The 13,657-nt window shown below is 70.1% G+C and carries 10 protein-coding genes and 1 pseudogene; 10 read left to right on the top strand and 1 reads right to left on the bottom strand.

Going from position 1 to position 13,657, the window contains the following annotated elements; all coding sequences use genetic code 11:
• Positions 1-250: 250 nt before the first annotated feature.
• Positions 251-1,633, top strand: a complete 1,383-nt coding sequence (locus RF650_RS00525; protein WP_368813817.1) for a glycine--tRNA ligase — start codon at positions 251-253, stop codon at positions 1,631-1,633.
• Positions 1,634-1,640: 7 nt separating this feature from the next.
• Positions 1,641-2,618: a GNAT family N-acetyltransferase gene (locus RF650_RS00520; RefSeq protein WP_131333237.1), complete on the top strand. Its 978-nt coding sequence runs from the start codon at positions 1,641-1,643 to the stop codon at positions 2,616-2,618.
• 90 nt (positions 2,619-2,708) lie between these two features.
• Here the strand turns inward: RF650_RS00520 and RF650_RS00515 are convergent.
• Positions 2,709-3,172 (bottom strand): annotated as a pseudogene (locus RF650_RS00515) (transposase); the annotation flags it as partial.
• 1 nt (position 3,173) lies between these two features.
• Here RF650_RS00515 and RF650_RS00510 point away from each other — a divergent pair.
• From RF650_RS00510 to dnaG, 8 genes are all read left to right on the top strand, one after another.
• Entirely contained in the window at positions 3,174-3,812 is a 639-nt protein-coding gene (locus RF650_RS00510) for a hypothetical protein (protein ID WP_368813816.1), read from the top strand.
• 97 nt (positions 3,813-3,909) lie between these two features.
• Positions 3,910-5,322, top strand: coding sequence for a sugar porter family MFS transporter (locus tag RF650_RS00505; RefSeq protein ID WP_368813815.1), 1,413 nt, complete (start codon positions 3,910-3,912; stop codon positions 5,320-5,322).
• A 60-nt stretch (positions 5,323-5,382) separates the two neighbouring features.
• Positions 5,383-6,744 carry a galactokinase family protein gene (locus tag RF650_RS00500; RefSeq protein WP_311253928.1) on the top strand — a complete coding sequence of 454 codons (1,362 nt, stop codon included), beginning with the start codon at positions 5,383-5,385 and terminating at the stop codon, positions 6,742-6,744.
• Between the two features lie 83 nt (positions 6,745-6,827).
• Positions 6,828-7,679: a hypothetical protein gene (locus RF650_RS00495; RefSeq protein WP_242670446.1), complete on the top strand. Its 852-nt coding sequence runs from the start codon at positions 6,828-6,830 to the stop codon at positions 7,677-7,679.
• Positions 7,660-8,844, top strand: a complete 1,185-nt coding sequence (gene dusB / locus RF650_RS00490; protein WP_312917592.1) for a tRNA dihydrouridine synthase DusB — start codon at positions 7,660-7,662, stop codon at positions 8,842-8,844. The genes RF650_RS00495 and dusB overlap by 20 nt, the downstream gene beginning before the upstream one ends.
• A gap of 5 nt (positions 8,845-8,849) precedes the next feature.
• Positions 8,850-10,169: a deoxyguanosinetriphosphate triphosphohydrolase gene (locus RF650_RS00485; protein WP_131333232.1), complete on the top strand. Its 1,320-nt coding sequence runs from the start codon at positions 8,850-8,852 to the stop codon at positions 10,167-10,169.
• Positions 10,166-11,665, top strand: a complete 1,500-nt coding sequence (locus RF650_RS00480) for an MFS transporter (RefSeq protein WP_368813814.1) — start codon at positions 10,166-10,168, stop codon at positions 11,663-11,665. Before RF650_RS00485 ends, RF650_RS00480 begins: the two co-directional genes overlap by 4 nt.
• Entirely contained in the window at positions 11,653-13,623 is a 1,971-nt protein-coding gene (dnaG, locus tag RF650_RS00475; RefSeq protein ID WP_368813813.1) for a DNA primase, read from the top strand. Before RF650_RS00480 ends, dnaG begins: the two co-directional genes overlap by 13 nt.
• Positions 13,624-13,657 lie beyond the last annotated feature (34 nt).

Here is a 13,657-nt window from a genome sequence, read left to right as displayed (position 1 = left end):
GTGACCGACCGGGCGCGGTCCCTCATGAGCGAGGGCCGCGCGGTTAGGCGGGGATTCGGCATCCTCGTTACCCTGGTGACAGCGCCTTCGCGCGCCGTCGGGCGTTCTCGTCCCCACCGCACCCGCACCCTTCGGTGCCGGTCCCGCGTGGGCGGCCCCGCGGCCTCGTCGTCGGCGCCGTGAACGACCCACCCAGTACTCCACGCACGGCCGCAGCCAGCGGTCGGGCGAGAAACGGACGTGAGACCGCATGACTGCCAAATCCACCCTGGACAATGTCATCTCCCTGGCCAAGCGCCGGGGCTTCGTGTTCCAGGCGGGTGAGATCTACGGCGGTTCGCGCTCCGCGTGGGACTACGGGCCCCTGGGTGCGGAACTGAAGGAGAACATCAAGCGCGAGTGGTGGCAGACCTTCGTGCGCGGCCGCGCGGACATGGTGGGCCTGGACTCCTCGATCATCCTGCCGTCTGCGGTGTGGCAAGCCTCCGGGCACGTGGAGACCTTCACGGACCCGCTCGTGGAGTCGCTGCACACCCACAAGCGCTACCGCGCGGACCACCTGCTCGAAGCGTACGAGGCCAAGCACGGGCACCCGCCGGTCAACGGGCTCGCGGACGTCAAGGACCCCGAGACGGGCCAGGACGGCAAGTGGACCGACCCCCAGCAGTTCTCGGGGCTCATGAAGACCTTCTTGGGTCCCGTGGACAACGAGGAGGGCAAGCACTACCTGCGCCCGGAGACCGCTCAGGGCATCTTCGTGAACTTCCTCAACGTGGTCACCGCGGCGCGCAAGAAGCCCCCGTTCGGGATCGGGCAGATCGGCAAGGCGTTCCGCAACGAGATCACCCCGGGCAACTTCATCTTCCGTACGCGGGAGTTCGAGCAGATGGAGATCGAGTATTTCATCCACCCGGACGAGGCCAAGCAGTACTTCGACGAGTGGGTCGAGGCGTGCTGGAACTGGTTCGTGGACCTGGGTGTGAACCCCGACAACATGCGCCGCTACGACGTCCCCGAGGGCGACCGCGCGCACTACTCGGACGGCACGATCGACATCGAGTACCGTTTCGGTTTCCAGGGCTCCGAGTGGGGCGAGCTGATGGGCGTGGCCAACCGCACGGACTTCGACCTGAGCAACCACACCGAACACTCAGGCACCAAGATGCAGTACTTCGACCAGGCCTCGGGAGAGCGTTATACCCCGTACGTGATCGAGCCGTCATTCGGGCTGACCCGTTCCATGATGGCGTTCCTCGTGGACGCGTACGTGGAGGATGAGGCCCCCAACACCAAGGGCGGCGTGGACAAGCGCACCGTGCTGCGCCTGGACCCGCGCCTCGCTCCGGTCAAGGCCGCCGTGCTGCCGCTGTCCAAGAAGGAGGACCTGCGCCCCGCCGCGCAGAACCTGGACGCCGAGCTGCGCAAGCGCTGGAACATCGACTACGACGACGCCGGGGCCATCGGCCGCCGCTACCGCCGCCAGGACGAGATCGGCACGCCGTTCTGCATCACCGTGGACTTCGACACCCTCGAGGACCAGGCCGTGACCGTGCGCTCACGCGACGAGATGACCCAGGAGCGCGTGGGTCTGGACCGCGTCCAGCAGTACCTCGCCGACCACCTCGAGAAGTAGGCACCGCATGAGCATCGAGTACCGTCCGTGGCGCGAGGACGACGACCTGCGTCTGCTCGAGGTCTGGCCGGACGCGCCGTCGGCCCCCGCGCAGGCCTTCCGTGCGCGACTGGGTGCCGACGACGACGCCGCGTTCTCCCGCACGCTCGTGGCCACCGACGCCGGTGTGCCCGTCGCGGCCGGGGTGGTCTACGAGTCCCCGTGGCACCCGCGCCGGTTGTGGGCGTACGTGGAGGTGGCTCCGGACCGGCAGCACGAAGGCATCGGCCGGGAGCTCCTGGCACGCTTGCGGAAAGTGGCCGCGGACGCGCCGTCGAGCGTCACGGCGCTGCGCTCCCGCGTGACCCCCGGCTCCGCGGGGGAGAGCTTCGCGAAGGCGGAGGGCCTGACCCCGGCCATGCGCTCGCGCGTGGTGCGCGTGGCCGCGGGTGCCCTGCCCGAACCCGCGCTCGGACAGACCGCGGACGGCTCGTGGGTGCGCTCCGTGGAAGATCTCGCGACCGGTTCCGTGGAACTAACACGCGCCGTGTGGGAGTTCTACCGCTCGGTCCACGACTGGGACCCGGTCGCGGAGATCGGGATCGGTGCGGTGAACCGGCAGTTGCTCTCGGACACCGCCGGAGCGTTCGGAGCCCTGGTGCTGCGCGCGGGCGCTCCGGGGAGTGACGGTCCCGCACCGATCACCGCGTTCGCCGTGAGCTACCGCCCGTTCGATCCGCAGGATCCCGAGGACCGGGCCACCCGGTTCGAGGCCGCGGACGTGTTGCTGGGCTACGTGCCGGGCGCCTCTTCCGATGACGGTTCCGCGCGTGAGGCGGGTGCGGCCGTGGAGACGCTGCTGGCCCTGCTGGTCCGGGACTACCCCGTGGAGCTCGAGGTGGACGACTCCATGACCCCGCTCGTGGCCGTGGTGGACAACCTGCTGGAGGCCGGGGTCGCGCACGTGGTCACGGAAACGGTCACGCTGGTGGACGACCGAGTGTAAGGCCACCGGTACAGGCCGGTGCGGGGGGGGGGGTGCTTCTCTGGTTTTGGTCAAGCGGCCAGGGCCACCGTCGGTGGGGTGTGTGGCCAGGGCGATGCCGGCGTAGGAGGCCAGGTGGGCGGCGTCTTTGAAGCTCTTACCCACGAGACCGGTGAGGATCCGTGCTGCTGTCCTGACCCCTGCCCCGGGCATGGAGGTCAGGACCCGAGTGAGAGGGTGAGCATCGACCACCGTGAGGATCTCGGCCTCGATCTCCGCCCGTTGGGTACCGAGCTGGGCTAGCTGCTCGGCCAGGCGCCTGATGATCTTCTCCGCCGCAGTGGTGCCTGTAACGGTCACGGTCTGCTCGCCCAGGGCGGTGAAGATCTCCTCGGTGAGCCGCTCGGCCAACCGGGGTGCGTGCTTCGTCAGCAACGCTTGCACGTGGCCTGGCCCTCGTGCGAATCCGCCACCCGGCGCATCGTCAGCCCGGGCAGGTAGGCAACATCGATCCCGAGGTCCTGCGCCACGGCGATGACCAGGGCGCCGATGGTCTTGGGCTGGTCCACAACAAACGTGCCCCTCAGGGCCGTGCCCGGGGTGCGGAACGCCGAACTGGTCCTGGGGTTGCTCGAACCCGTCACGGCACTCGCCGCGCAGCTCAAGCGGCGGGACGTGCCGCCGTACGCGGGCACACCCCTGGTGACGATCTCGTGCTGGCTCGTGGAATGGATCCGACGAGCGGATCCCGATCGCAGACGCGCGCTCGTCCGCCGGTTCTCGGCGGTGGATCTGATCCTCACGCTGAGCCGGAACCAGATCGACATCCTCGTGGATGCAGGGTTCCGGGCCGATCAGGTGGCCGCTATCCCGTTCGGCTGCGCACCGGAACTGTTCACCGACGACGGGACGCAGCGGGCCGTCGACGTCTTCGCCACCTGGCCGAGCGGGAGGCGCTCGCGGAGGCGGGTAGGGCCGTGGTCACCGAGCGGTTCACGTATGACAGGATGTGGCGCGCGTTGCGGGACGAGCTCCACGATCACGGGATCCGTTCGGGCCGCGGTGCGAACTGACCGCCGCCGTCCGGTCTCGGTCTACGAGGCCTCCGCGTGCTGCTCGTGCCGGGACAGCACGGCCGTCACGAACCACGCGGCCACGCTCGCGAGCGCCACGGCGGTGGAGCCCGCGGCCAGGATCGCGGGCACCGAGGACTGACCTGAAGACAGGACGTCGAGCGGGTCGGCGCCGAGCAGCCTCGCGGGCCCCGCAATGCGTCGTTCGTGGTAAGACGTTCACGGAGGAAAGGAGTCCCATGTTCGAGACCCAGGCGAGTCCGTCGCGCACGGAGCCACCGCGACGCCAGGAGATGAACGGCCGGTTGCGGCTGATCGCCACGGTGGCCACGTTCGGCGGATTGCTGTTCGGTTACGACACCGGGGTGATCAACGGAGCGCTGCCGTCCATCGTGGCGGATCTGCGGTTGACGCCGTTCCTGGAGGGTCTCGTGGCCTCGATCCTGCCGTTCGGCGGCGCGTGGGGCGCGGCGTTCGGCGGCAAGCTCGCCGACCGCTACGGCCGCCGCCGGGTGCTGATGATACTGGCTGTGGTCTTCGTGGTCGCCACGATCGGGTGTTCGATCGCACCCACCGTCGCGGTGCTCGTGACGTTCCGCTGTCTGCTGGGGCTGGCCGTGGGCGCGTGTTCCGTGATCGTGCCCGTGTTCCTCGCCGAACTCGCCCCCTCGCACCTGCGCGGTCGCGTGGTCGCTCAGAACGAGCTGATGATCGTGGGCGGCCAGGCGCTCGCCTTCGTGTTCAACGCGGGGTTGGCGACGGCGTTCGGGCACCTCCCGCACGTGTGGCGCGTCATGCTCGTGCTCGCGACCGCCCCCGCGCTCGTGCTGTGGATCGGGATGCTCGTGGTGCCGGAGTCCCCCCGCTGGCTGGCCCGCCATGGAGCGGTGGAGAAGATGTTCCAGGTGTTGCGCCGCATCCGCGAGGACTCCTACGACCGGCGCGAGGGTGAGACCGTCCTGGAACTCGCCCACGAGGACGAGCACCGCCCCGCGGCCCGGATCACGGATCTGGTCCGCGTCCCGTGGATCAGGCGAATCTTCGTGCTGGGCGCGTCCATGGCCGTGATCAATCAGATCTCGGGGATCAACGCGATCCAGTACTACGGCGTCACGGTGCTGCAGGACGTGGGCTTCGGGGGCAACGGGGCGTTCTACGCCAACATCATCCCCGGGATCATGGGGGTCGTGGCTGTGGCCCTGGCCATGTACCTGCTCAAGCACGTGGGCCGCCGGACACTGTTGCTGACCGGGTTGGTGGGGACGGCAACGTCGTTGACGGGCTTCGCGGTGTCCTACCTGACGATCCCCGAGGGCAGTCCGGCGCGCGCGTGGGTGATCCTCGCGTGCATCGTGGTGTTCGTGGGGTTCATGCAGTGCTGCATCGGCACCGTGACGTGGTTGTACATGTCCGAGATCTTCCCGCTCAACGTGCGCGGCGTGGGCATGGGTGCGTGCGCATGGATCCTGTGGATGATGACGTTCCTGGTGGGGCTCACGTTCCCCGTGCTCACGGACGCGCTGGGCGTGGGGTACACGATCATGATCTTCGTGGTGCTCCAGCTCGTAGCGATCGTGTGGGTGTACTGCGTGGCCCCGGAGACCAAGGACAAGTCCCTCGAGGAGCTGGAGCGCTACTTCCGCGCCGGGTAGGGGACAATGGTTCGTCAGTCGTCCTACGACGCCCCGTCCACACCATGTGAGGAACCGTCCGTGTCCTGTGAGCTCAGCGAAACCACCGCCCCGGAAGACTTCGCGCGCCCGCGCTGGGTCGCGCAACCGGACGTGCGTGAGCGGGCGCAGCGGTTGAGCACGAAGTTCGAGGAGGTCTACGCCCGCCCGCCCGCAGGGGTGTGGGCCGCGCCCGGCCGCGCGAATCTCATGGGCGAGTACATCGACTACTCGGGCGGGATGTGCCTGCCCTTCGCCCACCAGTACGTGACGTTGACCGCCGCAGCACCCCGCACGGACGGGCTGCTGCACGCGCAGTCCCTCCAGGACACGGACGCCTCCGTCGCGGACCGTGAACTGCGCGCGGCCCGGGTGAGTGACGTCCAACCCGGAGCCATCCATGGCTGGTTCGGCTACGCCGCGGGCGTGGCGTGGGGGATGAACCGCGTGGCCGCGGGGCACTCCGAGCACGAGGCCGTGCCCGGACTCGCGCTCGGTGCGGACTTCGGCGCGGACCTGCTCGTGGACTCGACCGTGCCCATCGGCGCGGGGCTCGCCTCCTCCGCGGCGCTCGAGTGCTCGGTCGCGCTCGCCCTGTTCTCGCTGCGCACGGGCGACGACCACCCGGACGACACCCTGCGCCGCGCCCTGGCCCGAGCCTGCATGGACGCGGAGAACTACATCGTGGGCGCCAACACCGGCGGCCTGGACCAGACGGCGTCCCTGCGCTCGCACGCCGGGCAGTTGCTCGCGCTGGACTGCCGCGATTTCGACGTCGCCCGTCTGCCCGCCGATCCCGCGCTCGCGGGTCTCACGTGGCTCGCCGTGGACACGTCCGCCCCGCACAAACTGGCCGACGGTCAGTACAGTTCCCGCCGCGCCGAGTGCGAGGCCGCTGCCGCGGTGCTCGGGGTCTCCCGCTTGCGCGACGCGCTGCCCGAGGATCCGGGGTTCGACGACGCCGCGGCGGTCCTCGAGCGCTTCGACCACCTGCTCGGGGCGGGCGCCCCGTTGACCGAGGACCCCCGAGGGACCCGGTTGCGCCTGCGTCATTCCGTGACCGAGATGGTGCGCTCGGAGAAGATCGCCCGACTCCTGCGCGAGGCGGACCCGGACTGGGCGGCCGTGGGTCAGCTGCTCGTGGCGGGCCACGAGTCCATGCGGGACGACTGCCAGGTCACGGTCCCGGAACTGGATACGGCGGTCGAGGGCTGCCTGGCCGCCGGGGCCTTGGGTGCCAAGGTCGTGGGCGGCGGTTTCGGGGGCTCGGTGATCGCCTTGGTTCCCGAGACCCACGTGGAGCGACTCGCGAGCGCGGTGCAGCACCGGTTCGCGGAGAACGGGTTCCTCGATCCGCTGTTCCTCACGCTCACCCCGTCCGACGCCGCCCGCAGGGTCCTCTGACCCCGCGCCCCTGCGGCATCGGTTGCACGGGGCAATGATCGGGGCTGGAAGAATCACGCGGTAGGAGCACAGGAGGAGGGCGCATGTTCGCACGGGCCAGGGTGGCGCGCAGGCTGCAACGGGGCCGGGCGGCGTCGTCGTCCGGGGACACCGCCACGGCACGCGATCACTTCGAGGCGGCCCTGCGCGCGGCGCGACTCGGGGAGGCGTGGCTGGAAGCGGGCCAGGCGGCGTCGTGGTTGGGGAATCTCGCGCGGGACGCCGGCGACTGGGCGGACGCGGAACACCACTACCGACTGGCCGCGACGCAGTACAAGCGCGCGCCACGGTCGGCGCGATCCCTGGGAGCGCGGGTGCAGTGCCTCGAGAACCTCGGGGATGTGTTGCTGCTGGCCGGGCGCCCGTGGGACGCATACCGCGAGTTCCAGGAGGGGGCCGCGGCGGCGGGGGTGGATCCGGCGCGACCCGCCGGGGACGGTGCCGGCTTCGTCACGCGGGAGGACCTGCGCTGGGTGTCCCACCTGGCCACCGCCGCGCAAGCGGCCGGGCGGCGCAAACTCGCGGCCGAGCACTACGAGACCGTGCTCGCGGGCTGCGAAGCGCGCGGGGACGTGGCCGGGCAGATCATGTGCTGGAAAGGGCTCGCGGCGCTCGCCGAGGGGATGATGGCCTGGAACGACGTTGCCCACGCCCTCCACACCGCAAGCAACCTCTACCCCGCGCTGCCCGAGCCGGAGGCCCACACCCGCGAGTGGGTGCAGTGCCTGCGGGACCTGGGCGCGGTGTACAAGACCCTGGGTCGCAGGGACAAGCAGGTGCGCGCGTTCAAGCTCGCGATGCGACTCGAGCAGGTGGACGCATCCGCGCGCACCGACCGCGACGCCGGGCAGCGGACGAATGAGACAATGGCCCACGATGAGCACCGAGACGACTGAGACCGCGGACCGTGAACCGGCCGTGTTGAACTTGAAACCCCTACAGCTGGGCCCGCTGACCGTGGACGTACCCGTGGTCCTGGCGCCGATGGCCGGGGTCACGAACAAGTCCTTCCGCACCCTGTGTCGGGAATACGGCGGGGGACTATACGTGACCGAGATGGTCACGGCGCGAGCACTCGTGGAACGCCGCCCCGAGTCCCTGCGGATCATCGACCACGACCCCCACGAGACCCCGAGATCCATCCAGATCTACGGTGTGGACGCCGTGAACGTGGGCAAGGCCGTGCGGATGGTCGCGCAGGAGGATCGCGCGGACCACATCGACCTCAACTTTGGGTGCCCCGTGCCCAAGGTCACCAAGCGCGGGGGTGGTTCCGCCCTGCCGTGGAAGACCGACCTGTTCCGCGCGATCATCCGCACGGCGGTGCGCGAGGCCGGGGAGATCCCCGTGACCGTCAAGATGCGCATCGGCATCGACGGCGAACACCAGACCTTCCTGGATGCCGGGCGCATGGCCCGCGATGAGGGGATCGCCGCGGTGGCCCTGCACGGGCGCACCCTCGAACAACACTATTCGGGCCACGCCGACTGGGATGCGATCGCGCGGCTGCGCGAGGCCCTCCCGGACATCCCCGTGCTGGGCAACGGGGACATCTTCTCCGCGGAGGACGCGGTGCGCATGGTCGAGCACACGGGGGTGGACGGCGTCGTCGTGGGTCGGGGCTGTCAGGGCCGGCCGTGGCTGTTCGGGGACCTGCAGGCAGCCTTCGAGGGCAGCCCGCGCCGCTACCGGCCGGGTGTGCGCAAGGTCGCGGAGACCGTGTACCGCCACGCCGAGCTGCTCACCCAGGAGTTCGGGGACGAACTCAAGGGCTGCCGCGAGATCCGCAAGCACGTGTCCTGGTACTTCAAGGGGTACCCGGTGGGCGGGCAGTTACGCGCCCGCATGGCGCAGGTGCCCACACTCGCCGCGCTGCGCGAACTGCTCGACGAACTCGACCTGGATGCCCCCTACCCGGGCGCGGACGTCGAAGGGCCTCGGGGCCGGGCGGGCTCGCCTAAGAAGCCCCACCTGCCGGACGGCTGGCTCGACTCCCGCATCCTGGGCGACGCCGAACGGCTGGGTCTCGCGGCCGCCGAGCTCGACGTCTCGGGAGGCTGATCCCACTGCACACCCCCGACCGTCTGGCCATCCTGCCCCCGGGCTACGAGCCCACCGACACCGAGCGGTTCGTCGCCGAGAACCACCACAACCGCCATCGCAGTCACTTCGAGCGGGACCGCGCGCGCGTGCTGCACAGTTCCGCGCTGCGAAGGCTCGCGGCCAAGACCCAGGTGGTCTCGCCGCAGTCGGACGACTTCGTGCGCAACCGGCTCACCCATTCGCTCGAGGTCGCCCAGATCGGGCGCGAGCTGGGCAAGGCGCTCGGGTGCGATCCGGACGTCGTGGACGCCGCGTGCCTGTCCCACGACCTCGGTCACCCGCCGTTCGGGCACAACGGTGAGACGGCGCTCGCGCAGCTGACCCGCGGGATCGGGGGCTTCGAGGGTAATGCCCAGACCCTGCGTCTGCTCGTGCGGCTCGAGCCCAAGATCATCGCGCCGTCGGGGGAGCCCGCGGGGTTGAACCTCACCCGCGCGACACTCGACGCCACGTGCAAGTACCCGTGGAGCGCGGCGGACGCCCCGCCCCGGCCGGACGGGCGCCCCAACCGCAAGTTCGGAGCCTACGAGGACGACCTGCCTGTGTTCGAGTGGTTCCGCGCGGGCGCGGTGCCCGGACGCAAGTGCATCGAGGCCCAGGTCATGGATCTCGCGGACGACATCTCCTACAGCGTCCACGACGTCGAGGACGCGGTCGCGGCCCACGCACTGCAGCTCGAGAACCTAACGCAACCCGCGCACCGCCACCGGGTCATCGAGTGCACCCGCGGCTGGTACCTGCCCGCGGCCACGGAGGACGAGCTCGACGCCGCGCTGTCCCGGCTCGAGTCCTCACCCGTGTGGATTCCCCGTCTGCACGGGACGCGCGCGGACCTGGCGCGACTGAAGAACATGACGAGCCAGCTGATCGGCCGGTTCGCGATGTCCGCGGTCGCGGCCACCCGGGACGTGGCCGGGGACGACCGGCTCACCCGGTACCGGGCGTCCCTCGTGGTCCCGCGCGAGACGGAGCTGGAGATCGGGGTGCTCAAGGGCATCGCGACCGCGTTCGTGATGACCGTGCGGGACGCCCTGCCCCTCTACGACAACCAGCACGAGATCCTCACGATCCTCGTGGACGCCCTGATGCAGACGGACGGGCGGTTCCTGGCCCCCGAGTTCGCCGCGGACTGGCGTGCCCTGGGGGACGGTCCCGGCAGTGAAGCCGCCCGGTTGCGGCTCGTGGTCGATCAGATCGCGTGCCTCACGGACCGCTCCGCGGTCGCGCTGCACGACCGGATCCGGGGCACCAACTGGCGCACGGGGGACAAGCCGCTCTGGTGAGGTCCGGCGGCATCGGTTCTGCGCCCCACATCTCGTCCCTGGACGGTTTCGACGCCGTGGTGCTCGGCGCCGTGATGCCCGCCCTGCTCGCGGACCAGGCGTGGGGGATGACCACCGGCGAGGCCACCGCGGTCGCGACCACCGGCCTGTTCGGCATGATGGTCGGCGCCCTGGGCATGGGCTACCTCACGGACCGCTGGGGTCGGCGCAAGATGCTCATCGGCGCCGTGATCGTGTTCTCGGTGCTCACGTTCGCCGCCGCGTTCGCCCCGACCGTCCTGTGGTTCGGGATCCTGCGCTTCCTCGCGGGCCTGGGCCTGGGCGGTTGCCTGCCCACCGGCATCTCCATGGTCACCGAGTTCTCCCGCCCCGGCCGCGGCTCCAACGCCACCACGGTCATGATGACCGGCTACCACGTGGGTGCCGTGCTCACCGCGGCGCTCGCGATCTGGGTGCTGTCCCACTTCACGTGGCACACCATGTTCATCGCGGGCGCGCTGCCCGCCCTGATCCTCGTACCGCTCATGCTCGTGTTCCTGCCCGAGTCCCCGTCCTACCTCGCGTCCAAGGGCCGCCTCGAGGATGCCCGCCGGGTGGCCACGCACTACAACGTGCCCTTGGAGATCGGCGACGCCGCCCCCGCGGCCTCGGGCGCGCGCGGTGCCGCAGCGCCGTCGCCCCAGGTGGTGGCCGAGAAGAAGGGCGCGGCCCTGTTGCTGAGCGGCACGTACGCGCGCAACTCCGTGGTGATCTGGATCGCGTCCTTCATGGGTCTGCTGCTCGTGTACGGGCTCAACACGTGGTTGCCGCAGATCATGCGCGCCGCGGACTACGACCTCGGCAACGCGCTGGGCTTCCTGCTCATCCTCAACGTGGGCGCCGTGGTGGGGCTGTGGATCGGTGGCCGCGTGGCGGACCGGATTACCCCCCCGCATCGCGAGCATCATGTGGTTCGCGGCCTCGGCCGTGCTGCTCGCGGCCCTCGCGATCCGGCTGCCCGTGGCCGGGATCTACGTCATGGTGTTCCTGACCGGGTGCTTCGTGTTCTCTTCCCAGGTGCTCGTGTACGCGTTCACCGCGACCAACCACCCGCCGCGCGTGCGCGCGACCGCCCTGGGCATGTCCGCCGGGGTGGGGCGTCTCGGCGCGATCAGCGGTCCCATCGTGGGCGGCACGCTGCTGGGTGCCGGGCTCGCGTACCCGTGGGGCTTCTTCGCGTTCGCCGCGGTCGGTGCCCTGGGCAGCGTGGCCATGGTCGGGTCCAAGACCGTGGGTGCCCCGGACCGCCGCATGGTGGTCGGCAGGAACGACGACGCCCCGGTGGCTCGCTGACCCCCGAGCCCTGTTCGTCGCGGGACCGTTCGGTGACGCCGTTGCCGGAGTCATCGCGTGTCCTCGCGGGCCCGTTAACCGGTCGTTCCGGTCCGCTGCACATCCGTGACGCGTGCGCCATCCGGTTTGACGGGGTGCCTAAACTGGCCGAGTGGCCGGACTGATCAAGCGTGAAGACATCGACGAGGTCCGTGCGCGCACGGACCTCCGCGAGGTCGTGGAACAGTACGTGACCCTCAAGCCCGCGGGCATCGGTTCGTACAAGGGACTCTGCCCCTTCCACGACGAACGCACGCCGTCCTTCCACGTGCGCCCCCAACTGGGCACGTACCACTGCTTCGGGTGCGACGAGTCCGGGGACGTCATCTCCTTCCTCATGGAAATGGACCACACGCCGTTCTCGGAGACCGTGGAACGGTTGGCCGCCCGGATTGGGTACGAGCTGCACTACGAGCAGGGTTCCGCACCCAACCGGGAGGAAGTAGGGCGTCGACAGCGGTTGCTCGACGCACACAAGGTGGCCGCGGAGTTCTTCCAACGCAACCTCTACACCCGGCAGGCCGCCGCGGCCCAGCGGTTCCTGGGGGAGCGCGGTTTCGATCACGACGCCGCTCGCACCTACGGGATCGGCTACGCACCGCAGGGGTGGTCCCACCTGTTGCAGCACCTGCGCAATCACGGGTTCACGGACCAGGAACTCAAGCTCACCGGCATGGTCTCGGAGGGCAACCGCGGACTCTACGACCGGTTCCGGGGGCGGCTGATCTGGCCCATCCGCGCGGTCGCGGGGGAGGTCATCGGGTTCGGGGCACGCAAGCTCTACGACGACGATCCCGGCCCCAAGTACCTCAACACCCCCGAGACCCAGCTCTACAAGAAGTCCCAGGTGCTCTACGGCATTGACCTGGCCAAACGGCCGATCGCCAAGACCAAACAGGTCGTGGTCGTGGAGGGGTACACGGATGTCATGGCGTGCCACCTGGCCGGGATCACCACGGCGGTGGCCACGTGCGGCACCGCGTTCGGCGCGGACCACATCAAGATCGTGCGCCGGTTCCTCTCGGACGACTCCGCCGGGGGAGAGGTCGTGTTCACGTTCGACGGCGACGCCGCCGGACAGAAGGCCGCGCTGCGCGCCTTTCAGGAGGACCAGCGGTTCGTGGCCCAGACCTACGTGGCGGTCGAGCCCCACGGGATGGATCCGTGTGACCTGCGCCTGACCCGCGGGGACGTGGCCGTGCGTGATCTCGTGGAGTCCCGCACCCCGCTGTTCGAGTTCGCCTTGAAAGCCACGATCCGCGAGTACGACGTCAACAGCCTCGAGGGTCGGCTCCGCGCCATGCGGGCGTGCGCCCCGATCGTGGCCGGGATCCGTGACCCCGCCCTGCGCCCCGCGTACGCGCGGGAGCTGTCCGGGTGGCTGGGGATCGAGACGGACGAGGTGCTGCGCGCCGTCGACGCCGCCTCCCGCAGTGAGAACGGCCGGGGAGAACCGGGGCGGGGGCGCGGTCAGGGGTCGACCCCGGACCGTCCGGATGCTCGTGGCCACCGCGGTGACTCGGCCGGATCGAGGCATGGCTCGGGGCCTGTCTCCGGGCCTGGCTCGGCCCCCGGTGAGAACCACCAGCCCGAGGCGCCCGAGCTGCCGGATCCGCGCGAACCCGTGTCCCGGATGGAACGGGAGGCGCTCGAAGTGGTGCTCCAGCTCCCGGACCTCGTGCCGGACGGCTACTGGGAGCATTTCGATTCCGCCGGCATGACGTACCGGGTGCACCAGGTCTTGCACGATGCCGTGGTGGCCGCCCGCGCGGACGAGGACTATCACGGTGAGGGCGGTCGCGCGTGGCTCGAACACGTGCGCGCCCACCTGCCCGAACCGCTGCACGGCTACCTCGCACAACTGTCCGTCACGCCGCTACCCGCGGCCACCGAGCAACAAATGCGCAACTACGCGGTGGGCGTGCTCACCTCGCTCGTGGAGATGCACATCAACCGGGCGAAGTCGGACAAGCTGGCCCACCTCAACCGGTTGAACGCGCAACGGGAACCCGAGCTGTACCAACAGCTCAACCGCGAACTGCTGGACCTCGAACTGCAGCGGCGCAGCCTCACCGGGGCGTGACCCCGACTCAGAGGGGTGTGGCGCTTGCGGGTGG

It is taken from the genome of Kocuria sp. CPCC 205297 (genome assembly GCF_040981035.1).
GTDB classification, from domain to species: Bacteria; Actinomycetota; Actinomycetes; order Actinomycetales; family Micrococcaceae; genus Kocuria; species Kocuria marina.
The sequence above is the reverse complement of the archived record's forward strand: the minus strand, read 5'-3'. Positions and strand labels throughout refer to the sequence as shown.